The sequence below is a fragment of the Corallococcus sp. AB038B genome (assembly GCF_003668955.1).
Lineage (GTDB): Bacteria > Myxococcota > Myxococcia > Myxococcales > Myxococcaceae > Corallococcus > Corallococcus exiguus.
Genome location: NZ_RAWO01000002.1, coordinates 217354 through 242197 on the forward strand (window position 1 = coordinate 217354; position 24844 = coordinate 242197).

The following is a 24844-nucleotide window of genomic DNA, read 5'->3' on the forward strand; positions in this document are numbered from 1 at the left end:
TCATCCGCAGGGGGGGGCCTCCATGTCTGTCAAATTCAATCACACGATCATCGCCGCGAAGGACAAGGTCGCGTCCGCGCAATTCCTGGCGGAGTTGCTCGGGCTTCCGGAGCCCAAGCCCTTCGGTCACTTCCAGGTGGTGAAACTGACGGACGGCGCGTCGCTCGACTACGTCACCACTCAGGACGCGATCCACGGGCAGCACTACGCGTTCCTGGTGACGGAGGAAGTCTTCGATTCGTTGATAGCGAAGATCCGCGACCGGAAGATCCAGCATTGGGCCGACCCGCGCGGCCAGCATGAGAATCAAATCAACACCCATGACGGAGGCCGCGGGGTCTACTTCCAGGACCCCAGCGGCCATTACATGGAGGCCATCACCGTGCCCTACGGCGGTTGGTGATACTTTCTCGGGGCGCGGCCCAGGCTGACGCACACCTCGAGCAGGAGCACTCCGTCATGGCTGGCAGCTTCGATGTTCTCATCATTGGCAACGGGGTCCTGGGCCTGTCCACCGCCAATGCCCTGGTTGCCCGGGACCCGGAGATCCGGGTCGCCGTCATCGGCCCCCAGGCACGGACCTACGGTGCCTCGCCGGCGGCCGGCGCGATGATGGGATGTTTCGGTGAAATCACCCGGGCGTCCGTGGCTGGGAAATACGGCCCCATCAAGCTGGGGCTGGGCCTCCAGGCCCGCAAGCTGTGGCCCACGTGGCTCGAAGGTCTCAACGCGCGGCTCCCGGAGGCGGACCGGCTGGCCATTACGCCCGGCACCTTCGTCGTGGCCAACAACCGCTCCGGGCTCATCGAGGATGAGAACTTCACCGTGATGCGCCGCACGCTCCAGCAGTACCAGGAGCGCTTCGAGGACGTGGACCCCCTCCACATCACTGGCATGCACCCGGCCGGGGACAGCCGCCCCACCGCCGCGCTCTTCATTCCGGATGAGGGCTCCCTGGACTCCAGCCGCCTGCTGGCGGGCCTGGCCGGCGCCGCGGTGCGCTCGTCGCGCGTCTCCTTCCTGGAGGACACCGTCAGCGGGTTGCTCGTGGAGGGTGGCCGCGCCGTGGGCGTGCAGTTGGCGGATGGCCAGACGCTGAACGCGAAGCACGTGCTGCTCGCCTCGGGCGTGCAGAGCCAGAAGGTGTTGGATTCGCTGCCGGACCTGGCCCGGCGCGTGCCTCGACTGCTGCCCGGCATGGGCACGTCGCTGGTGTTGGAGACCACGGACTTCCCCCTCAACCCCAGCGTCATCCGCACGCCCAACCGCGCCTTCGCCTGCGGCCTGCACGTCGTGCCCCGGGGCGCCAACCGCGTCTACGTGGGTGCCACCAACAACACGATGCTCGCGCCGGCGGACCGGCCCACCGTGTCGGACGTGTTCTTCCTGATGGACTGCATGATGGAGCAGATCCACCAGGGCTATCAGAACGCGAAGCTCATCTCCACGGCGGTGGGCAACCGCCCCATCGCCATCGACACGCTGCCGCTCATCGGCGGGACGTCGGTGGAGGGCCTGTGGATCGCCTCCGGTACCTACCGCGACGGGCTGTTCCTCTCTCCGCTCGTGTCGCAGCACATGGCCGGCCTCATCCTGGGACAGGGCGGCCTGATGGAGAATGTCTTCCCTCCCGAGCGCAAGCCCATCAACCGCTTCACGCGCGAGGAGGCCATGGAGGAGACGGCGCGGCACTACGCCGCGGCCGGTTGGGAGCATGGCATCCGCATCCCCAAGGTCGGCTGGCACGAGACGTTCGCCCGCATGTTCAAGCGCACCATCACCACCGTCTACGAGGAGATTGGCACCGACTACGTGCTGCCGCCGGAGTTCGTCTACGTCGTGGACAACGACCGCGAGCGCATGGTGCCGTACTTCCGCGATTACTACCGGAGCGTGGACGCCGCCTGGTAGCGGCGCCCCCGGAGCTACTCCGCCTCGCGGGCGAGCTGGATGAGCGCGTCGGCCAGCGCGGCCATGTGTTCGGGCCGCGAGGCCGGATTGATGAAGACGGCCCGCAGGTACAGGTGGCCACTGGCGTGCCGGTAGCAGCTCACCGCGAACTTCCGGCTCTGCATCAGCCGTGACAGCAGCGCGTCGTTGCGTGCGTTCTCCCTTGCGAGCTCCTCGGGTGTCTCGCTGGCGGCCTTCGGGCGGAGGCGGAAGGCGAGCATGTTCATGGTCGGCGTGTCGGGGAAGAGCTCGAAGCAACCGCTCTTCTTCAGGCGCCGCGTGAAGTCCCGGGCGAGCGCGAAGAGGTGGTCCACGAGCCGGCCGTAGCCATCACGGCCGAAGTGGCGCAACAGCAGCCAGGCGCCCAGCGAGTTGAGTGCGCGCGAGCCGTCCAGCGTCACCTCGCCCAGGTCGGACACCTCGCTCGTGACGAAGTAGTCCAGGCTCACCTTGCCCAGCAGCGTGAGCAGCCGCGCGTCGCGCACCAGCAGGCCGCCCAGTTGCGCGTTGAGGCCCAGCACCTTGTGGGGATCCAGCGTGACGGTGTCCGCGCCCTGGAGACCGTCGAGCAGGCCCCGGTGGCGCTGGGAGAAGAGCAGCAGGCTGCCGTGGGCGGCGTCCACGTGGACGAGCGCGCCGTGCTGATGAGCCAGCCGCATGCCCTCGCGCAATGGGTCGACGGCGCCCACTCCCGAGCTCCCCGCGGTCAGCACCACCACGGCGGGGAGCTGGCCCTGGCGCCGCGCCTCCACCAGCGCGGCCTCCAGGGCGATGGGACACAACCGGTCCTGGCCGTCGGTGGGAACGCGGTGCAGTCCCGCGTCTCCCAGCCCCAGCTGGCGGACGGCGGCGAAGATGCTGGGGTGCGAGGCCTCGGACGCGAAGACGCGCATCCCTCGGTGGCCCGTGCGGGACAGCGCCTCCACGAGTCCCAGCGCGTTGACGTCTGCCCCGGCGCGGCGCAGCGCTTCGTTGCGCAGGATGAGCAGCGCCTGGAAGTTGGATTGCGTCCCGCCGGACGTGAAGCAGCCTCCGGCCTGGGGGACGTCCGGAAACGCGAGGGACGTGAGCCAGCCGAGGACCTGTCGCTCGACGAACGTGCCCGAGCGCGCGGACGAGAAGGTGATGGGGTCCTGCGCCAGGGCGCGGATGAGCAGACCGCTGAAGACGGAGTAGTCCGTGGGCGGGACGTCCAGCTGCGCGAACCACGTGGGCGAGCGCTTGTCACGTCCGTGGGGCATCACGTGTTCGGCGACGTCCGCGAGGATGGCCTCGATGGGTTGCCCCTGCTCCGGCAGCGGCGCTTCGAAGGCCCTGGCGATGAGGCGGGCGGGGATAGGCGGGGGGACGGGGCTTCCGGCTGGGGCCCGCAGTCGCTGAAGCGCGAGGGCGACAAAGCCCTCCATGCGTGCGCGGACTTCGTCCTCGGGCAGGGCCTCGAAGGCGGCACGCAGGGCCGGGGGCAGCTCCGGGTAGGAGGGCTCGGTGACGTCGTCGTGGATCATCGCGGCGGGGGTCACTCGTGTCGCACTCAAGGCGTCTCTCCTCCCACGCGGGAAGGCGGGGATGGGGGCTCATCGGGTTGAACGGGGGCGGCGGGCAGGTGGGCTCGTGCAGGCGCGGCGTGCTCCAACAGCGGCGCGAGGACGCGCGCGAGCCCTTCCACCTGCGGGGGATGCAGCAGCGTGTAGTGGTCGCCAGGGACAGGGATGACGTCCAGGCGGGGAGTGAGTGCGTCCCAGCCGCGCGCGTCCGGATTGCCCGAGTCCGCGCCGACGATGAGCGTGAGGGGCACCGGAAGCGGAGTGAGCGTGTGCCTTGCGCGCGCGCGGACGTTGGCGGTGAAGACGCGGAGCAGGATGCGCAGCTCCTCCAGTCCGGACTCCGCGGAGAAGAGGCCGGTCCGCTGACCTTCGGCATACAGGTGGTGCAGCAGCGCCTCCGGTCCGCCCTCGATGACCTCCGCGGGAAGGCGGGGAGGCAGCCCGGCGAGGCGGGCCAGATCCAGCGCGAAGTGGAGGGCCAGCTCCGAGTCGTCATCCTCCATGGCGGCGTGGGCCGGGCTGGGCTCGATGAGGGCGAGCAGCTCCACGGCTTCACCGGCCTGATGGAGGTGGCGCGCCATCTCCGCCGCGATGACGGTGCCGAGCGACCAGCCTCCCAGTCGATAGGGGCCGTGAGGCTGGGCGGATCGGAGCGCCGCGACGTAGTGCCGGGCCATGGCGTCGATGGAGTCCAGTGGCGGAAGCCGGCCGTCGAGGCCCTGTGCCTGGAGTCCGTAGACGGGCTGCTCCGGGCCCAGCCGCCGCGCGAGGTCCGCGAAGGCGAGGACGTTGCCGCCCGCTGGGTGGACGCAGAAGAAGGGCGGGCGTGTCCCTCCGCGCTGGATGACGACGAGCGAGGACGTTGGGGCGGGCCCGCCATCGAGAACGGCCGCGAGCTGTTCGACAGTCGGGGCCTGGAAGAGCGCGGCGAGCGGGAGGCTCTTGCCGGTCCGCGCGCGGATGCTCGCGGCCATACGGACGGCGAGCAGTGAGTGGCCACCCGACGCGAAGAAGTCGTCGTGGATGCCGACCTGTTCCTTGTGGAGCAGCTCCGCCCAGAGCGTGGCCAGTAGCGCCTCCGTGGGAGTGCGCGGGGCGACGTAGTCGGAGGTGGCGCGGGCGTCTGGAGGCGGCAGTGCTCTGCGGTCGAGCTTTGCCTGGGCGGTGAGAGGCAAGGCGTCCAGGTGCACGAAGGCGGAGGGCACCATGTACTCGGGGAGGTGCCGCAGGAGGAAGGCGCGCAGGCTGGCGGCGGAGAGTGTGTCCGGAGCGGTCACGTAGGCGACGAGGCGCTTGTCGCCGGGGACATCCTCGCGAAGTAGGACTGCGGCCTGGTGCACGTCGGGGTGGATCAGCAGGGCGGCTTCGACTTCGGGCAACTCGATGCGGAAGCCGCGCAGCTTCACCTGGGAGTCGAGGCGGCCGAGGAACTCGAGCGAGCCGTCTGGGCGCCAGCGGGCCTTGTCACCGGTGCGGTAGAGGCGCGCGCCGGGCGTGGAGGAGAAGGCGTCAGGGAGGAAGCGCTCGGCGGTGAGGGCAGGCTGCTCGAGGTAGCCGCGCGCGAGGCCGTCACCGCCGATGAAGAGTTCACCGGGCAGGCCGACGGGAAGCGGAATGCCGTGGGCGTCGAGGATGTAGACGCGAGTATTGGCCAGGGGCTTTCCGATGGGCAGCGAGGCACCGGGGAACGTGGTGTCACGGAGGTGGAAGGCCGTGGCGAAGACGGTGGACTCGGTGGGGCCGTAGCCGTTGGTGACGGGGAGTTGGAGGGAGTCGAGCACACGGCGCGCATGAGGAAGCGAGACGACGTCGCCTCCGGTGAGCAGGTGCTTGAGGGGGCGCAGGCCTTCGATGTGGCCGTCGACCATCTGGGAAAAGAGGCCGGAGGTGAGCCAGAGGGTGGTGATGGAGGCGCGTTGAATCAGTGCGCCCAGCTCTTCGAGGGATGGAGGAGAGGGTGGGGCGATGACGAGACGTGAGCCGTGAAGCAGGGCGCCCCAGATCTCGAAGGTTGAAGCATCGAAGGAGATGGGGGCGAGGAGCAGGAAGGACGCGTCGGGCCCGAAGTGAGTGAGGCCTGTGCTGAAGAGGGTGCGAAGGACGGCGCGATGAGGAGTGCCGACACCCTTGGGCCTGCCGGAGGATCCGGAGGTGAAGTCGATATACGCGAGGCTCAGTGGCAGGGCGGAAGGCGCAGGGGCATGGGTGGGCAGGCCCTCCAGCGCGACGTCCTCCAGCACCACGGTGCTCAAGGACTCGGGCAGCTTCGCCAGGAGTGCACGAGACGTGAGGAGGACACGCGGACGGGCGTCCTCCACCATGGCCGCGAGACGCTCGCGCGGATAGCTGGGATCCAACGGCACATAGGCGCCACCGGCCTTGAGGATGGCGAGGAGGCCGACGACGAGCTCCAGCGAGCGGTCCAACGCGATGGCCACGCGCGAGTCGGTGGTGACGCCGAGACCGCGCAGGTGGTGGGCAAGGCGGTTGGCCTGCGCATCCAGCTGCCGGTAGGTGAGGCGCGCCACTCCGCACTCAAGTGCGAGTTTCTCGGGGAAGCGGGCGACGACCTGGGCGAAGACTTCAGGAAGGGTGGAGTCCTGCGGGTAGCTGGCCTCGGTGTTGTTCCACTCGACGAGCACCTGACGACGCTCGTCCTCTCCGAGCATGGAGACGGAGGCCAGAGGCGCGTCGAGCCGTGCCAGCAGTGCGTCCACGAGGAGGCCGAAGTGCGCGGCCATGCGCGAGGCGGTGCTCACTTCGAAGAGGTCGGTGTTGAAGCCGAGTGCTCCCTGAAAGCCCTCGGGAGTGTCGGAGAGGATGAGCTGCAATTCGAACTTGGAGGTGGAGCCGTCCACGTCCATGGGATGCAGTGAGAGGGCCTGCTCACGAATAGGCGCGGCGGGAGCGTTCTGCAGGGCGAAGAGGACCTGGAAGAGCGGGGCGCGGCTCATGTCGCGCGTGGGGTGAAGCTCTTCCACCAGCCGTTCGAAGGGGACGTCTTGATGGGCGTAGGCCCCCAGCGCCGTCTCCTTCACCTGTCGCAGCAAGTGAACGAACGACTTCTGCCCATCCACCTGGATGCGCAGTGCCAGCGTGTTGACGAAGAATCCGATGAGGCCTTCGAGCTCCCCGCGCTGACGTCCTGCGATGGGCGAGCCGACGGTGACGTCCTCCTGGCCGGAGTAGCGGGAGAGGAGCACCTGGAAGGAACCCAGCAGCAGCATGAAGGGCGTGACGCCCTCCTGGAGGCTCAGGGCCTTGAGCTGGCGGGACGTCTCGGCCGGCAGGACGACGGGCACCTGAGCGCCGTTGGAGGACTGCACGAGAGGCCGGGGCTTGTCCGTGGGCAGCTCCAGCGGAGCGGCGCCGGAGAGCTGCTGCTTCCAGTACTCCAGTTGCGCCTGGAGGACGTCACCTTGCAGCCACTGCCGCTGCCATACGGCGTAGTCGGCGTACTGCACGGGCAGTGGCGGCAGCGGCGATGGCCTACCCTGGGAGAAGGCTTCGTAGAGGGCGGCCACTTCGCGCACCAGCACGCCCATGGACCAACCGTCGGAGACGATGTGGTGCAGCGTGAGCGCGAGCACGTGCTCGGTGGAGCCCAGGCGCCAGAGCTTCGCGCGGGCCAGGGGACCGGAGTCGAGCTGGAAGGGCCGTGAGGCTTCCTCGTGCAGCTGCGGCTCCAGGGGCAGGGCACCCGGCTCCACGACAACGAGCGGCAAATGCGCCGTGGCAGAGATGCGCTGCAGCGGCTGGCCTTCGTGCTGGACGAAGGTGGTGCGCAGGGCTTCGTGACGGCGCACCAACTCATCAAGCGCGCTGCGCAGGGAGGCTTCATCCAGGGGGCCCACCAGCCGCACGAAGGTGGGCATGTGGTAGGCGGCGCTCAGCGGTTGCAACTGGTCGATGAACCAGAGGCGCTGCTGGGCGAAGGAGAGGGGCAAGTCGCCGTCGCGCGGGACGGGACGCAGGGCGGGGGCCTGCGTGCGCGCGGCGGAGTCGATGCGCGCCGCGAGCGCGGCCACGGTGGGTGCTTCGAAGAGCGCTCGCACCGGCAGCTCCACTTCCAGCGCGGAACGGATCCGGGAGACGAGCTGGGTCGCAAGCAGCGAGTGGCCTCCCAGTTCGAAGAAGTGATCGTGAATTCCGATGCCTTCCCGGCCCAGGACCTTCTCCCAGAGAGAGACCAGCTGGGTCTCCAGCGCGTTGCGCGGGGGCTCGCGGGTCGCGGAGCCGCGTGGGGCTTCCGGTGCGGGCAGCGCCTTGCGGTCCACCTTGCCGTGGGCAGACAGCGGCAAGGCCTTCATCGCCACGAAGGCGGACGGCACCAGGTACTCCGGCAGCCGCTGGCGCAGGTGGTCTCGCAGCCGCGCGGTGTCCAGTTCCGGGGGCACGACGTAGGCCACCAGTCGCTTGTCTCCGGGGACGTCCTCGCGCACCAGCACGGTTGCCTCGGTGACGTCGGCGTGCTCGCGCAGCACCGCCTCCACTTCGCCCGGTTCGATGCGGAAGCCGCGCAGCTTCACCTGGAAGTCCATGCGCCCCAGGAACCTCAGCGTGCCGTCCTCGCTCCAGCACACGCGGTCCCCGGAGCGGTACAGCCGCTCGCCTGGGGACGCCGCGAAGGGATGCGGCACGAAGCGTTCCGCGGTGAGGGCTGGCCGCCCCAGGTAGCCCCGCGCCAGACCGTCACCGCCAATGTACAGCTCGCCTGGCACCCCCACCGGGACCGGCTGCATCGCCGCATCCAGCACATAGACCTGGGTGTTGGCGATGGGCCGGCCGATGGGCACGGAGCTGCCCACCGCGTCTCCGGGAGCCATCACGTGGCAGGTGGTGAAGGTCGTGCTCTCCGTGGGGCCGTAGCCGTTCACGAGGCCGCGCGACTGGGCCAGCCGCTCGCGAACCCGTGGCACGGGGAGCACATCGCCTCCGGCGAGGAGCTGCGCCACGGCCGCGAGGGCTTGGGGCTGCTCCTGCTGCATCTGGTCGAAGAGCGCCGCCGTCAGCCAGAGCACCGACACCCGATGCCGGAGCAGGGCCTGGCCCAGCTCCTCCAGCGACGGAACCGCCTGGGGAAAGAGCACCAACCGGCCGCCGTGCAACAGCGCACCCCAGATCTCCAGGGTCGACGCGTCGAACGCAAGCGGCGCGAGCTGCAACACGATCTCAGCGGGCCCCAGCTTCACGAAGCGCGAGCCGATCAACAGCCGCACCACGCCTCGGTGGGGAATGGCCACGCCCTTGGGCGTCCCCGTCGAACCCGACGTGTAGGTGACATACGCCAGCTGATCCGCACGGACGGGCGCGTGCGGCGCCTCCACCGGCTGACGTGCAATCCGTTCCCCGTCGGAGTCAAGGCACACCACCGGGCGCGAGGACTTCGGAAGCACCGGCGTCAGGGACTGCTGCGTGAGCACCGCCGCCACATCCGAATCCGCGAGCAGAAACGCCAACCGCTGGGGCGGGTAGGAAGGATCCAGCGGCACGTAGCAGCCACCGGCCTTGAGGATGCCCAGCAGTCCCACCACCAAATCCACGTTCCGGTGGAGACAGACCCCGATGCGCGGCTCCGGACCCAGGCCCAGCGTCAGCAGGAAGCGCGCGAGCTGATTCGCACGCGCATCCAGCTGCCGATAGGTGAGCGTCGCCCCGGCTGCCTCGACGGCGACGGCGTCCGGAGTTCGCAGCGACTGTTCGTGGAAGAGCGAGTGGATGCTGGCGTCGCGTGGGTAGTCGGAAGCGGTGGTGTTCCACTCCACGAGCACCTGGCGCCGCTCGTCCTCTCTGAGCATGGAGACCGAGGCCAGGGGCGCGTCGGGCCGTGTCAGCAGCGCGTCCACGAGGCGGCCGAAGTGCGTGGCCATGCGCGAGGCGGTGCTCGCGTCGAATAGGTCGGTGTTGAAGGCGAGCGTGCCCCGGAAGCCCTCGGGGGTGTCGGAGAGGATGAGCTGCAATTCGAACTTGGAGGTCGCGGTGTCCGCCTCCAAGGGGTGCAGCGACAGGGCCTGGCTTTGAAGAGGCTCCGTGCCGGGTACGCCTTGCAGGGAGAAGAGGACCTGGAAGAGCGGAGCGCGGCTCATGTCGCGCGTGGGGTGAAGCTCCTCCACCAGCCGCTCGAAGGGGACGTCCTGATGGGCGTAGGCTCCCAGCGCCGTCTCCTTCACCTGCGCGAGCAAGGCCCGGAAGGAGAGGTCGGGGGCAACGCGTGCACGAAGCACCAGCGTGTTGACGAAGAATCCGATGAGGTCTTCGAGCTCCCCGCGCTGACGTCCAGCGATGGGAGAGCCGACGGTGACGTCCTGCTGGCCGGAGTAGCGGGAGAGCAGCACCTGGAAGGCGCTCAGCAGCAGCATGAAGGGCGTGACGCCCTCCTGGAGACCCAGGGCCTTGATTCGACTGGACGCCTCGGCTGGCAGGACGACGGGCACCTGCGCGCCGTTGGAGGACTGCACGGGAGGCCGGGGCTTGTCCGTGGGCAGCTCCAGCGGAGCGGCGCCGGAGAGCTGCTGCTTCCAGTAGTCCAGTTGCGCCTGGAGGACGTCGCCCTGCAGCCACTGTCGCTGCCATACGGCGTAGTCGGCGTACTGCACGGGCAGGGGTGGCAACGGCGAAGGCCGGCCCTGGGAGAAGGCCTCGTAGAGGGCGGCCACTTCGCGCACCAGCACGCCCATGGACCAGCCGTCGGAGACGATGTGGTGCAGCGTGAGCGCGAGCACGTGCTCGGTGGAGCCCAGGCGCCAGAGCTTCGCGCGGGCCAGGGGACCTGCGTCGAGCTGGAAGGGCCGCGAGGCCTCCTCGTGCAGCTGCGGCTCCAAGGGAAGGGCACCCGGCTCCACGACGACGAGCGGCAGCTGAGCCGTGGCGGCGATGCGCTGAAGCGGTTGGCCTTCGTGCTGGACGAAGGTGGTGCGCAGGGCTTCGTGACGACGCACCAGTTCGTCGAGCGCGCGTCGCAGCGAGGCTTCATCCAAAGGGCCCACCAGCCGCACGAAGGTGGGCATGTGGTAGGCGGCGCTCAGTGGCTGCAACTGGTCGATGAACCAGAGGCGCTGCTGGGCGAAGGAGAGGGGCGGGTCGCCGTCGCGAGGAACAGGGCGCAGGGCGGGAGCTTGCGTGCGCGCGGCGGAGTCGATGCGCGCCGCGAGCGCGGCCACGGTGGGCGCTTCGAAGAGCGCTCGCACCGGCAGCTCCACCTCGAAGGTCTGCCGCACCCGCGAGACCACCTGCGTCGCCAGCAACGAGTGACCACCGAGCGCGAAGAAGTCCTCCTCCACGCTGATCCGCTCCGTGCGCAACAGCCCGGCCCACAGGGCCGCGAGCCGTTCCTCGGTGGGGGTTCGCGGGGCGATGAAGGTCGCTTCGCGGGTCGTTTCTTCAGGCCCGGGCAGGGCCTTGCGATCCAACTTGCCGTTCGAGGTGAGCGGCATCGCTTCCAGGTACACGAAGGCGGCAGGCACCATGTAGGCCGGCAGCCGCTCCTGGAGGAATGCGCGCAGTTCCCCGGCGGACACGGGCTCCGCCGCACTCACGACGTAGGCCACGAGCCGCGTGTCCCCGGGCATGTCCTCGCGCGCCACGACCCAGGCCTCACGTACGGCGGGGTGTTCGCTCAGGGCCGCGGTGACTTCTCCCGGCTCAACACGGAAGCCGCGCACCTTCACCTGGAAGTCGGCGCGACCGATGAACTCCACGCGTCCGTCCGGCAGCCAGCGCACCCGATCCCCGCTGCGGTACATGCGCGCGCCTGGGACGGGGCTGTGCACGTCTGGCAGGTAGCGCTCCGCCGTCAGCTCCGGCCTGCCGAGATAGCCGCGCGTTACCTGCGCGCCGCCGATGAACAGCTCGCCCGGGACGCCCACGGGCACGGGCCGCAGCCTTTCGTCCAGGACATACAACCGCGTGTACGCCAGGGCTTGGCCCAGCGGCACCGGTGCCTGGGGCCGGACCTCCACCGGACCCGCGATCACCCCCACGGTCGTCTCCGTGGGGCCGTAGTGGTTGAACAGCTCGCAGTCTGGCGCCAGCGCGCGCAACTGCTCCAGCAGGGCCGGCGAGGAGGACTCACCTCCCAGCACCAGCTTCTTCCGGGGCAGGATGTGGCGGGGCTCGGCCGCTGTCAGCAGTGCGGCCAGGTGCGATGGAACGATCTTCATGCAGTCCACCGCGTGGCGCTGGAAGTACGCGGCCACCTCCGCGGGACTGCTGGCCAGCTCCTGCGGCAGCACGTGAAGCAGGCCTCCCGTGCACAGCGCGGGGAAGAGCACCGTGTTGCCCAGGTCCGCGGCGAAGGTGGAGAGGAGCGCGAAGCTTGCGCACTCCTCCAGCCGCAGCCTTTCGGTGGCGGCCCGCACGTACTGGAAGAGCTGGGCATGCTCCACGGCCACGCCCTTGGGTCGGCCCGTGCTGCCCGACGTGAAGAGGACGTAGGCCAGTGACCGCGCGGTGGCTCCGTGGACGGGAGCTTCCCGTGGCTGGGCCGCGAGCACCTGCGCGTCCGTGTCCATCCGCACCACGTGCGCCGCCAGCGAAGTGAAGGCCTCCGCGTGACGAGACGCTGTCACGACGACGGGCGCGGCGATCTCCTCCACCAGGGCCCGCAGTCGCTGCGCGGGTTGGGACGGCTCCAGCGGGACGTACGCCCCTCCGGCCTTCCAGACCCCCAACAGAGCCACCACCATGTCCACCGAGCGCTCCAGGCACAGCCCGACGCGCGTCTCGGGCCTCACACCCAGCGAGCGCAGCCGCCACGCCAGTTGGTTGGCGCGCGTGTCCAGCGCTCCATACGTGAGCACCTCACCGGCGCAGGCCACCGCTGGTCGCTCCGGGTGGCGGGCGGCTTGCTCCTCGATGAGCGTGTGCAGGGGGCATGGTGCGACGAAGGCGTCCTCGGTCGCGTTGAAGCCTTCCATCACCTGCGCGCGTTCCCCGGCGGACAGCAGGGACAGGTCGCCCACGGGCGCATCCGGCGCGGCGAGCGCGGTCTCCGTCAACGTGCGCAGGTGTTCGCCCATGCGGGTGATGGTGGCCGCGTCGAACAGGTCCGTCCGGTAGAGGATCTCTCCGGCCAGGCCCTCGGGTGTCTCCGCAAGTGAGAGGTTCAGGTCGAACTTCGCCGCGACGACGTCCGACTCCACTGGACTCAGCTCCAGCGCGGATGCGCCCCCCTCCACCTGGATGGCCGCGTCCGGTGTGTTCCTCAGCGTGAACATCACCTGGAAGAGAGGGGAGTGACGAAGGGAGCGCTGTGGCTGGAGCTCCTCGACGAGCTTCTCGAAGGGGAGGTGCTGGTGCTCGAAGGCCGAGAGCGTGGTGGCCCTCACTTGGGCAAGCAGCTGACGGAACGACGAGCGCGGCTCCACGTGGGAGCGAAGGACGAGGGTGTTGACGAAGAAGCCGATGAGGCCTTCGGTTTCGGAGCGGGTGCGGCCCGCGATGGGAGCGCCGACGCTGATGTCGAGCTGGCCGGAGTAGCGGGACAGGAGCAGCTGCCAGAGGGCGAGCAGGGCCATGAAGGGAGTGGCGCCTTGCTGCTGGCAGAAGTCGAGGAGGCTGGAGGTGAGGGGCTGGGGAAGATGGAAGGGGACCCACGCGCCGCGAGAGGACTGGACGGCGGGACGCGGCCTGTCGGTGGGTAGCTCAAGGAGCGCGGGGGCACCGGAGAGTTGCTGGCGCCAGAAGTCGAGGTGGCGCGAGAGGACGTCGCCTTGCAGCCACAGCCGCTGCCACGCGGCGAAGTCGGCGTACTGGAGGGAAAGGGGCGGCAGGGGTGAAGGCCTGCTCTGGGAGAAGGCCGCGTAGAGGGATGCGACCTCACGCACGAGCAGGGCCATGGACCAGCCGTCGGAGACGATGTGGTGCATCGTCACCACCAGCACGTGCTCCTCCGCGCCGACTCGCAGCAGCAGGGCTCGCAGCAGCGGACCCTCCGCCAGATTGAACGGGCGTTGGGTCTCTGCTTCGGCGCATTGCCGGACGCGCTCCGAGTCCGAAGCGTCCGACAAGTCCACCTCTGGCAGAGCGAACTCCGTGGGAGGCTGGATGATCTGCACGGGCTCGCCGTCCTGCGTGGCGAAGACGGTGCGCAGGGCTTCGTGACGTTCGACGAGCCCGCTGAAGGCCCTGCCCAGCGCTCCCCGGTCCAGGCGTCCGCGGATCCGCAGCACCGTGGGGATGTTGTAGGCGGTGCCTCCGGGTTCGATTTGCTCGATGAGCCACAGGCGCTGCTGCGCGAAGGACAGCGGCAGGGCGCCCGTGCGTGGCACTGGCAGAAGGGGCGGAGCCCGCGATGCGTCCTCGGGGCGGGCCGCGTCCAGCCGGCGTGCGAGCGCCGCGAGCGTCGGGGCTTCGAAGAGGGCTTGCAGCGCCAGCTCGACGCCGAAGTCCGCGCGGATGCGGGAGACGAGCTGTGTGGCCAGCAGCGAATGGCCTCCCAACTCGAAGAAGTGATCCTCCGAGCCCACTTGCTCCACCTGGAGCAGCGGCTTCCAGAGCGCCGCGAGCCGCTCCTCCGTGGGCGTGCCCGGGGGCACGTGGCCCGGAGCGCCGCTCGCGCGGAGCTCGGGTGAAGGCAGGGCCCTTCGGTCCACCTTGCCACTAGAGGTGAGCGGCAACGCATCCAGCACGACGAGCGTCGCGGGCACCATGTACTCGGGCAGACGCTGCTGGAGGAACACGCGCAGCGCGGCCACGTCCAGAGGCCCGTCCCCGTTCGCCACCACGTACGCGACCAGCCTGGGCAGCCCCGGTGCATCCTCGCGCACCAGCGCCACGGCCTGGAGGACCGCCGCGTGCGCTTGCAGCGCGGCCTCCACCTCTCCCAGCTCGATGCGGAAGCCTCGCAGCTTCACCTGGAAGTCGGTCCGGCCCAGGTACTCGAGGTCTCCCTTCTGCCTCCAGCGCACGCGGTCGCCAGTGCGGTACATCCTCGCGCCGGGCTCGGTGCCGAAGGGATCAGGGAGGAAGCGCCCGGCGGTGAGGTCCGGACGGCCCAGGTAGCCCCGGGCCAATCCCACGCCTCCGATGAACAACTCTCCCGGCACGCCCACGGGCACCGGACGCAGGTGCGCATCCAGCACGTAGAGCCGAGTGTTGGGCCACGGCTTGCCGATGCCGGGCGCGTCGGCGTGGACTGGCCCTGGCGTGATGGAGGCGCAGACGGTGGCTTCGGTGGGACCGTAGGCGTTGAGCAGGGTGCGGCCCTCACTCCAGCACCGGGCAATCTCCGGCGACAGGGCCTCGCCCGCGGAGATGACGGTGCGCAGGCTCGCGAGGTTCTCCGACGTTAGCTGCGCCAGTACCGACGGCGTCAGCGTGACCGCGGTGATCTCCTGCTCGGTCAACAGCGCGCGCAGCGGCGCGTCCGGCAGCAGCCGCTCCCGAGGGGCCAGCACCAGCGTGGCACCCGCGAGCAGTGGCGCGAAGGTCTCCAGGATGGCGGCATCGAAGGTCGGGGACGCGAACTGGAGGACGCGGCTTTCAGAGGACAGTTCATGCGCTCGGATCGCCGCGAGCACCGAATTGCACAGCCCCCGGTGCGCGAGGAGCGTGCCCTTGGGCCGTCCGGTGCTGCCCGAAGTGTAGATGACGTAGGCCAGGTTCCCGGCGTGGACCTCCACCGCCGGTGGCGTCGTGGGGCGGCGCGAGATGGCGGCCGCGTCGGCGTCGAAACAGCACGGCACGCAGGACGAGGACAGGGGCAGCACGTCCAGCAGCGCGTCCTGGGTCAGCAGCACCTGGAGCCCCGAGTCCTCCAGCATCAGCGCGAGCCGCGCGGTGGGATGGGCGGGATCCAGGCAGAGGAAGGCGCCTCCCGCCTTGAGGATGGCGAGCATTCCCACCACGCCCTCCACCGAGCGCTCCACGCACAGCCCCACGATGACCTCGGGGCCCACCCCCAGCGCGCGCAGGTGGTGCGCGAGTTGATTGGCGCGCGCGTCCAGCTGGCGGTACGTGAGGTGTTGCGTCTCGAAGACGACCGCCCGCGCGTCTGGCGTGCTGCGGACCTGCGCCTCGAACAGCGTGTGCAGGCTCGCGTCGCGCGGGAAGTCCGCGTCGCTGGTGTTCCACTGCACCAGCAACTCGTGGCGCTCGGCGTCCGTGAGCAGGGGCAGCTCGGACAGCCGCAGATGGGGGCTTCGCAGCGCCCCCTCCATCAGCACGTGCAGATGGGTGACCAGGCGCCGTGCCGTCTCCGGGCGGAACAGGTCGCTGGCGTACTCCAGCGTGCCCGTCAGGCCTCGCGGCGTGTCGGTGAGCACCAGCGTCAAGTCGAAGCGGCCCGTGCCGCCCTCGATGGGAATGGGCTCGAAGCGCAGCCCCGGCGCCTCCAGCGTGCCCATGGGCATGTTCTGGAACGTGAAGTTCACCTGGAAGAGCGGCGAGCGCGAGGGATCCCGCTCCGGCCGCAACGCCTCGACGAGCTTCTCGAAGGGCAGGTCCTGGTGGGCGTGCGCCTCCAGGGTCGTGTCGCGCACGCGGGCAAGCAGCTCGCGGAACGTGGGGTCCGCGTGCAGGCGAGTGCGGTACACCAGCGTGTTCACGAAGAAGCCGATGAGCGCTTCCTGCTCCGCGAAGCGGCGGCCGGCCATCGCGCTGCCGACGCTCACGTCGTCCTGTCCTGCGTAGCGGCTGAGCAGGGCCTGGAATCCGGCCAGCAGGGCCATGAACGGGGTCACGCCTTCGGCCTGGCACAACGCCGCCAGGGACTCGGAGAGCGCGCGCGGCAGGGCGACGGGCACTGCGTCGCCACGGAAGGACGCCACCGGCGGACGCGGGAAGTCGGTGGGCAGCGTCAGGAACGCGGGGGTGCCTTCCAACTGCTGACGCCACCAGCGGATCCGCGACTCCAGGGCCTCCCCCCGAAGCCACGCGCGCTGCCACGCGGCGTGGTCGGCGTACTGCACCGGCAGCGGGGCCAGCAGGGAGGGCTGCCCGGACGCGAAGGCCTGGTAGAGGGCCACCATCTCCCGGACCAGCACGCCCAGCGACCAGCCGTCGGAGACGATGTGGTGCATCGTCACCACCAGCACGTGCCGCGCCTCCGCGAGCCGGATCCGCACCGCGCGCAGCAGCGGCCCCGCGGCGAGGTCGAACGGACGCAGTTGCTCTTCCGCCGCGAGCCGGTGTGCCTCCGCTTCGGGCGCGTCGTGGGACGACACGTCCATCACCGCCAGCCGGAAGTCCGCCGGCGGGTGGATGCGCTGCAGGGGCGCTCCGCCGTCCGCGTGGAAGGTGGTGCGCAGTGCTTCGTGCCGGCGGACGAGCTCCGTGAAGGCCTGCTCTAGAGCCGCCGTGTCGACGCGGCCCTCCATCCGGAGGGCGGACGGCATGTTGTAGGCGCTGCCTCCCGGGTGGAGCTGATCGAGGAACCAGAGGCTCTGCTGGGAGAAGGACAGCGGCAGGGGCTGTCCATCGCGAGGCACCGGCGTCAGCGGCGGGAGGATGTTCGCGGGAGCGCCAGCAGCGGTCGCGGCGTCCACGCGCTCCGCGAGCTTCGCGGGCGTGGGCGCTTCGAAGAAGGCGCGCAGGGGCAGCTCCACGGCGAAGGCGGACCTCACGCGCGCGAGCACCTGGGTGGCCAGCAGCGAATGTCCGCCCAGCTCGAAGAAGTCATCGTCCACGCCGAGCGCGTCGATGCCCAGCATCTCCTGCCACAGCTCCACCACGCGGCGCTCGCTGTCGCCACGGGGCGCCACGTACGGAGTCGCCAGGGGAGGGCGGGGATGCCGTCCTGTGTCCTGGGAACCGCTAGCCGGATCCGGCGCCGTCCCGGAGTTCCCACCGGCATCCGGCTCCTCCGCGCGCGGCGGGCCCTGGGAGATCCACCAGCGTCCTCCTTGCCCCGAGGCGGCGAGCAGACCCAGCCACACCGGGATGACCTCCTCCCGCCACGCATCCAGGTCGACCACGTACCAGCGTGGGCCCGGGCCCCGGTTCTGTTGCGCCGCGAAGGTGTCCATCGAGGCATGCGCGGCGGCCAGCACGCCACGGCCCACGCCGCCCACCACGGCCGTCAGCGAAGAACACACCGTTACGAAGTCCGGAGCACGCCCCTGGAGCGCTCCGGCCAGCGCGCCCAGCACGCCCACTCGGGAGCGGAAGACAGGCGCCCACGCCTCATCCGTGGCGTCCGCCAGGGATTGCCTGACCGCGCCCGCCGTGCCCTGCGGCAAGAAGAAGACGCCGTGGATCGCGCCGAAGCGGGCCTCGGCTGCGAGCAGCCCTTGGAGGAGCGGTTCGGGATCACCCGCGCCCATCGGAGCGAGGAGCACGCCCTGGGCCCCCATGCGCTCGAGATCCCCGAGGCGCTCCAGGTGGGACGCCTGAGGCACGGTGTCGGTCAACAGCACCAGCCTCGCCCGCGCGGTGGTGGAGAGCGCTTCGGCCAGAGCGAGGCCTCCGGCCTCCAGGTCTCCCATGATCAGGTACACGCCGCTCTGGCGCAGGGGGGAGGCCGCCGTGCGCGACGCGACGACCGGCTCGAAAGACTCCGTGAAGCGGTGCGGTCCGCGCAGCGCGACCACGGCTGGTGCGCCCGCGCCCAACTCCGCTACCAGCTGCTCCGCCCAGCGTGGACCTTCCTCCGGCCGTGGCGGGCTCACGTCGATGGCGCGGCAGCGCAGCCCCGGGTACTCCTGGGACAGCACCCGGCACACGCCGGACGCGGTGGCCTGCCAGGCGCGCAGGGGCTCCTCGCCCGTCACATCCTGGGCGCCACACGTGATCACGGCCAGCGTCACGGGCCGCGCGGCTGCGGCCGGCCCCAACCGCCGCGCGAGCTCCAGCAGTCCGTGAAGCACGCGGTCCACCGCGCCCGAGCCCTCCTCCGGGGACAGAGGCCACAGGAACGCGACGTGGTCCGGTCCTCCACCGGCAGCCAGCCGTTCCTCGAGCGGCGCCCATGTCGCGTCCAATCCCAGCGCGAGGACGTCCGCGCCCCGCGCCTCCATCAGCCGCGCGATGCTTCCACCAAGCGCGTTCGCATCCTCCATCACCAGCCAGCGCTGATCATCGAAGCGGGGGACGGGAGCGCCCGCGATGCGCTGCCACGTGGGCACCGCGCACTCGAGCGCGGGGGGGACGTCCTCGCGGGGGACCTCGGACACGGCGAAGGCCGGAAGCCGGGCACCTGGAACAGACGCGACCGCGAGCAGGTCGAAGCGCTCCCGCTGGAAGGGGTAGGGCGGCAGCGGAACGCGGCGGCGGGGCTCCTTGCCGTACAGCTTCGCCAGGTCGATGGATGCACCGGCCAGCCAGAGCCGCGCGGCGGTCTCCGTCAGGTGCAGGTGGGCGTCCTGTCCGTCGCGTGGGCGTGGCAGCGACGTGAGGGCGGTGGGGGGATTGCCCGGGGGCGCGCACTGCCGGACGAACGTTCCCAGGGCCTGGCCCGGACCGACTTCCAGATAGAGCCGCTCCGTGCTCCCGAGCAGCGTGGTCGCGGCCTGCGCGAAGCGGACGGGTTCGCGCAGGTGGCGCGCCCAGGTTCGTGGATCCGTGGCCTGCGCGGCGGTGATCCACGTCCCGGTCAGGCTGGAGACGTACGGCCGCTTCGGCGGCGACAGACGGACGCGCGAAAGCTCCTGGAGGAAGCCCTCCACCATCGGCGCCACGGCCTCCGAGTGGAACGCGTGCAGGGCGCGGACTCGCCGGGTGCTCACGTCCCTGGCGGCCAGCGTCGCCTCCAGCGCCTCCAATGCCTGGATGGGCCCAGCCACCACGACCAGCGCGGGTGCGTTCACCGCCGCGACGGAAACCCCTGGTGGCAGCAGCGGCGCGAGTGCGTCCTCTGGCAGGGACACCGACAGCATGCCGCCGGGAGGCAGCGCATCCATGAGGCGCCCGCGCGCGGCCACCAGCGCCAGCGCGTCCGGGAGCGAGAACACGCCCGCGAGGCACGCGGCCACGTACTCGCCCGTGCTGTGGCCGACCATGGCCTCCGGCTCCACGCCGAACGAACGCCACAGCTGCGCGAGCGCGTACTCCACCGCGAACATCGCGGGCTGCGCGAAGGTCATCCGCTCCAGCAGCGCCTCCGCCTCATTCGGTGCCTGATCCGGAAACAGCACGGAGCGCAGGTCCTGGCCCAGGTGCGGGGTCAGCGCGTCGCGGCACGCGTCCAGATGCTTGCGGAAGACGGGCTCCGCTTCGTACAGCGCGCGGCCCATGTCCACGTGGTGGCTGCCGTGGCCTGGGAAGAGGAACACCACGGGGCGGCGAGCGTTCACGCTCGAGCCCCCCAGGTGGCGCCGTGGATCCGCCAGCGCGGCCCGCGCATCCTCCAGGTCCCGGCAGAGCAGCGCGCGCCGGTGCTCATGCGTGCGGCGGCCCCGCTGGAGCGTGGACGCGACGTCCGCCAGCTCCAGTCCCGGCGTGCGCTCCAGGTGCGCGGCGAGCCGGGACGTGGCCTCCTCCAGCGCCCGGGGCGTGCGCGCGGACAGCGGAAGCACGTGCCACGCGCGCCGGGTTCCGGCGGCCTTCGCGCGCGGCGGCTCCTCCAGCACCACGTGGACGTTGGTGCCCCCCAGGCCGAACGAGCTGACCCCGGCCCGGCGCTTCACCGCCCCGTCCCACGGCCTGGGCTCGGCGGTGACGAAGAAGGGGCCGCCGTCGAAGTCGATGGAGGGGTTGGGCTGCTGGAAGTGGGGCGTGGGAGGGATGACCGCGTGCTTCAGGGCCAGCACCGTCTTGAGCAGCCCCGCCACGCCCGCGGCGGAGTCCAGGTGGCCGATGTTCGCCTTCACGGTGCCCAGCACGCAGCGCCGCGTGCCCGAGCGCGCGCCACCGAAGGCCTGGTTGAGCGCGGCGACCTCCACCGGGTCGCCCAGGGCCGTCGCCGTGCCGTGCCCCTCTACGTACTGCACGTCCTCCGGCTCCACGCCCGCGACGCCCAGCGCCTCCGCGATGGCGGCCGCCTGGCCCTCCACGCTGGGCGCGGTGAAGCCCGCCTTGGCGGAGCCGTCGTTGTTGACGGCCGACCCCAGGATGACCGCGTGGACGGTGTCCCGGTCCCGCACCGCCTCCGACAGGCGCTTGAGCACCACCACGCCCACGCCCGAGCCGAAGATGGTGCCCTGCGAACGAGCGTCGTACGCGCGGCACAGCCCGTCCGGGGAGATGATCATCCCTGGCTGGTACGCGTACCCGGCCGCCTGCGGGAACGCCACGGAGACGCCGCCCGCGAGCGCCATCTCGCACTCGCCCGACAGGAGGCTCTGACAGGCCAGGTGCACCGCCACCAGCGCGCTGGAACAGCCCGTCTGCACGGTGGCGCTCGGCCCGCGCAGGCCCAGGCGGTGCGAGGTGCGTGTGGCGACGAAGTCCTTGTCGTTGGCGAGCGACAGGTTGTACAGGCCCACCGTCTGCAACAGCTCTGGACGCCGCAGGAGCGCCTGGAACAGGTACGAGCTGGTGCTGGTGCTCGCGAAGGCGGCGATGGCCTCGGGGAAGCGCTCCGGGTCGTAGCCGGCGTCCTCCAGGGCCTCCAGCGCCGTCTCCATGAAGACGCGCTGCTGCGGATCCAGCACCTCCGCCTCGCGCGGGCTGTAGCCGAAGTACCCCGCGTCGAAGTGCGTGGGCCCGTCCAGTGGATACGCGGCGCGCACCCAGTCCGGCCGCTCGCGCTGGGCACGGGGCACACCGGCCTGCTCCAGGTCCGCCGCGGTCAGCTCGCGCCGGGAGTGCACGCCGCGCCGGAGGTTGTCCCAGAAGGCGTCGAGCGTGGGAGCGCCCGGAAAGCGTCCCGACATGCCGACGATGGCGATGCGCTCCACCGTGTCCGCCGTCTCCTCAGACATCCGCATCCCCGTCCAGCTCCAGGTCCGCGTCGTCGTCCGAGTCCCGCGCGGGTGCGGCCACCGTCTTGCGAGCGAAGGCCTGTCGCCGGCGAGACCGGTCGCGTCCGGACTTCGCCCCGCTGTCGGATCCGCCGCCCTGCGCCAGGCGTTCCGCCAGGGCCCGGACCGTGGAGTGCTGGAAGAGCACCGTCAGCGGCAGCTCCACGCCCAGCTCCGCGCGCAGCCGCTGGTGCAGCCGCAGCGCGAGCAGCGAGTTGCCGCCCAGCTCGAAGAACGGATCATCCAGGCCCACGCGCTCCACCTGGAGCACGTCGCTCCAGAGCCGGGCCAGTTGCTCCTCCCGCTCCGTGCGCGGAGCCTCGAACGTTCGCCCCGATTCCAGCTGACCCGCAGTGGGTGGCGGAAGCGCGCGCACGTCCAGCTTGCCGTTGGCGGTGAGGGGGAACGCGGGCACGGAGACGAAGGCGGAGGGCACCATGTGCGGCGGGAGCCGCTCCAGGAGGAACGCGTGCAGCGCCGTCGCGGTGGGTGGTTGTCCCGCCGTGGCCGGGACGAGCCACGCGACGAGCCGCTGGCCCCCCGCGGGCGTGTCCTGGATGAGCACGGCGGCCTCTTCCACCGAGGCGTGCTGGCGGAGCGCCGCCTCGATTTCCCCCAGCTCGATGCGGAAGCCCCGCAGCTTCACCTGTCCATCGAGCCGGCCCAGGAACTCCAGCTCCCCGTCCTGCCGCCAGCGCACGCGGTCTCCCGTGCGGTAGAGGCGCGCGCCCGGCTCGGACGCGTACGGATCCGGCACGAAGCGCTCGGCCGTGGTGCCCGGCAGGTTCAGGTAACCCCGCGCGAGGCCCACGCCGCCCACGCACAGCTCTCCGGGGACTCCCACTGGCACCGGCGACAGCCGCGCGTCCAGCACGTACACGCGCACATTGGGGATGGGGCGGCCCAGCGGCGGCGCGCGGCCCTCCGGCCGGACCTCCGTCGCGGTGGCTGTCACCGTCACCTCCGTGGGCCCGTAACCGTTGATGAAGCGGCGGCCCTCGCCCCAGCGCGACACCAGCTCCGCGGTGCATGCCTCGCCACCGGAGAAGACGGTGCGCAGCGAGGGCAGGCCCGTGGCGTCGGTGGCCGCGAGCGCAGTGGGCGTGGCGTTGAGCACGGTGATGGCCTGTTGCTTCAGCAGCTGGTGCAGCGGCTCGCCGGGCATCAGTCGCTCCACCGGCGCCAGGCACAAGGTGCCGCCGGCCGTGAGGGTGGCGAAGATCTCCTCCACGGACACATCGAAGCCGGGATTGGAGAACTGGAGCACGCGCGAGGCCGGGCCCAGCTCGCTGACGCGCGCCTCGTGCACCACCAGGTTGCAGGCCGCGCGGTGCGTGGCCACGACGCCCTTGGGCTGGCCCGTGGAGCCAGAGGTGTAGATGACGTACGCGGGGCCGTCCGGCAGGGGCGCTCCAGGGGGCGCCCGCGAGGTGTCCGCATCCGGCACCCCATCCTCGAAGCACACCGTGCGCGCGCCCGGAGCGGAGGGCAGTCCCGCGAGCAGGGTCCGGTGGGCCAGCAGCACCTTCACGGCGGAGTCCTGGAGCATGAAGGCCAGCCGCGCCGCGGGATAGGTGGGATCCAACGGGACATAGGCACCGCCCGCCTTGAGCGTCGCGAGCATGCCCACCACCATGTCGAACGAGCGCGCGGCGCACAGCCCCACGTACGCCTCCGGCCCCACGCCCAACCCGCGCAGGTGCCAGGCCCACTGGTTGGCGCGCGCATCCAGCTGCCGGTAGCTCAGCGATTGGCCCTCGAAGGTGAGCGCGGGCGCGTAGGGCGTGCGGTGCGCCTGGGCTTCGAAGAGGGTGTGCAGACCGTCCTCTTGGGGGTAGGGCGCGGAAGTGCCGCTCCACGCCCCCAGCAACTGTTCGCGCTCGTTTGGGGTGAGCAGGGGCAGCCGAGACAGGCGCTCGTGCGGCGTGGCCAGTGCTCCCTCCAGAAGGCGGATCAGGTGCGCCAACATCCGGCGGACGGTGCCGGGTTCGAACAGGTCCGTGGGGTACTCCGCGGTGAGGCGCAGTCCCTGGGGCAGGTCCTCGGCGATGAGCGTCAGGTCGAACTGGGCGGAAGCCGTGTCCACCGGACGCGCCTCCAGTTGAAGGCCCGGCACCTCCAGGGGCGGCAGCGGTGCGTTCTGGAGGACGAACATCGCCTGGAAGAGGGGCGCGCGGCTCGGGTCGCGACCGGGCTTGAGGGCGTCCACCAGCCGCTCGAAGGGAAGCTCCTCGCGAGCGAAGGCATCGAGCGCCACCGGCTGGAGACGCGCCAGCAGCTCCCGGAAGGACGGGGCACCTGAAAGGTCCGTCCGCAGGACGACCGTGTTGACGAACAGGCCGATGAGCCCCTCCAGCTCCGCGCGGGGGCGGTTGGCCACGGGCGTTCCGACGGCGAGGTCCTCCTGACCGGTGTAGCGGTGGAGCAGGGTCTGGAACACCGCCAGCAGGGTGACGAACAGCGTGCGGCCTTCCTTGCGGGCGAACGCCTTGAGGTCCGCGGTGAGCGCGGTGGGCAGTTCCACCGCTTCGCGCGCGCCGCGAGTGCCCAGCACCGCCGGACGCGGCTTGTCCGTGGGCAGCTCCAGCAACGCGTGGGGGTCGATGCGCTCGCGCCACCAGGCGAGCCGTGCATCCGCCTCTTCGCCCTGCTGGGCCCGACGCTGCCAGCTGGCGTAGTCGCCGTACTGCAGCGGAAGCGGCGGCAGCTCGGGAGCCTTGCCCTCCTGGAAGGCCGCGTAGAGCGCCGTCAACTCGCGGACGACGACGCCCATGGACCAGGCGTCTGACACCCCGTGGTGCATGGCGAAGAGGAGCAGGTGCTCGCGCGCGGACAGCTGGAAGAGGCGCGCCCGGAACAGCGGACCCCGTTCCAGGTCGAAGGGCTCACGGGCCACCTCCGCGACGCGCTGGACGGCCCGGGCCTCCCGTTCTGATTGAGGAAGCGCCTGCAGGTCCTCCAGGGGGAGTGCCGCCTCCAGCGTGGGTGCGACGACCTGCACGGGCCGCCCGTCCGCCAGAGAGAAGGTGGTGCGCAGCGCCTCATGGCGGATCACCAGCGCCTGGAGCGCGCGCTGGAGCACCGGCGCCTGGAGCTCGCCCAAAAGCCGCACGGCCACCGGCATGTTCAGCGCCGAGCCCCCGGGGCTCCACTGTTCGAGGAACCACATCCGTTCCTGCGCGAAGGAGAGCGGAGCGCGCCTGGGGGCCGCGACCTTCTCCTGGAGGAGCTTCGCCAGCAGGGCCCGCTTGTCGTCCGAGGGTGACGTCATGGTTTCCATCATCGCCCTGGAGGGCATGAAAACGTTGAGAACCCCGCGAATGTCTCACGAAACATCCGGGGCTCCGACAAGCCGCTGGATCTCCCCCTTCACGGCGACTTTTCGACCCAGGGGAGGGGGCTCTTGCAGTCGCAGCGAAACGGTGTTTCCGGCCGAGTGGCCTCCCACCGGGCCCTCTCAGGGTGAGGGGAGGGATGTCTGTTATTGATGTGTGGCTTTGCGGTGGAGAAAAG

The 24844-nt window shown here is 70.8% G+C and carries 5 protein-coding genes; 2 read left to right on the top strand and 3 right to left on the bottom strand.

Annotated elements, in window-relative coordinates:
* The first annotated feature begins 22 nt into the window (after positions 1-22).
* Complete coding sequence (locus tag D7Y04_RS12195; RefSeq protein ID WP_120600201.1) at positions 23-403, top strand: VOC family protein; 381 nt, start codon at positions 23-25, stop codon at positions 401-403.
* A gap of 56 nt (positions 404-459) precedes the next feature.
* Positions 460-1911, top strand: a complete 1452-nt coding sequence (locus D7Y04_RS12200) for an FAD-binding oxidoreductase (RefSeq protein WP_120600200.1) — start codon at positions 460-462, stop codon at positions 1909-1911.
* A gap of 14 nt (positions 1912-1925) precedes the next feature.
* On the opposite strand, the gene D7Y04_RS12205 is transcribed toward D7Y04_RS12200, so the two are convergent.
* Genes D7Y04_RS12205 through D7Y04_RS12215 form a run of 3 tightly spaced genes read right to left on the bottom strand, consistent with a single transcriptional unit; the run spans position 1926 to position 24602 of the window.
* Positions 1926-3485, bottom strand: a complete 1560-nt coding sequence (locus tag D7Y04_RS12205; protein WP_147477097.1) for an aminotransferase class V-fold PLP-dependent enzyme — start codon at positions 3483-3485, stop codon at positions 1926-1928.
* The gene (locus tag D7Y04_RS12210; RefSeq protein ID WP_121759447.1) at positions 3482-21298 is read right to left on the bottom strand and encodes a non-ribosomal peptide synthetase/type I polyketide synthase; all 17817 of its coding nucleotides are present in this window, start codon (positions 21296-21298) and stop codon (positions 3482-3484) included. Before D7Y04_RS12210 ends, D7Y04_RS12205 begins: the two co-directional genes overlap by 4 nt.
* On the bottom strand, positions 21285-24602 hold the full coding sequence (locus D7Y04_RS12215; protein ID WP_158627501.1) for a non-ribosomal peptide synthetase: 3318 nt from the start codon (positions 24600-24602) through the stop codon (positions 21285-21287). Before D7Y04_RS12215 ends, D7Y04_RS12210 begins: the two co-directional genes overlap by 14 nt.
* Positions 24603-24844: the final 242 nt, after the last annotated feature.

Excerpts from the sequence above, each read along its gene's own strand:
- D7Y04_RS12210 (WP_121759447.1), bottom strand. The coding sequence starts at position 21,298 with ATGCGGATGTCTGAGGAGACGGCGGACACGGTGGAGCGCATCGCCATC.
- D7Y04_RS12195 (WP_120600201.1), top strand. The coding sequence starts at position 23 with ATGTCTGTCAAATTCAATCACACGATCATCGCCGCGAAGGACAAGGTC.
- D7Y04_RS12200 (WP_120600200.1), top strand. The coding sequence starts at position 460 with ATGGCTGGCAGCTTCGATGTTCTCATCATTGGCAACGGGGTCCTGGGC.
- D7Y04_RS12215 (WP_158627501.1), bottom strand. The coding sequence starts at position 24,602 with ATGACGTCACCCTCGGACGACAAGCGGGCCCTGCTGGCGAAGCTCCTC.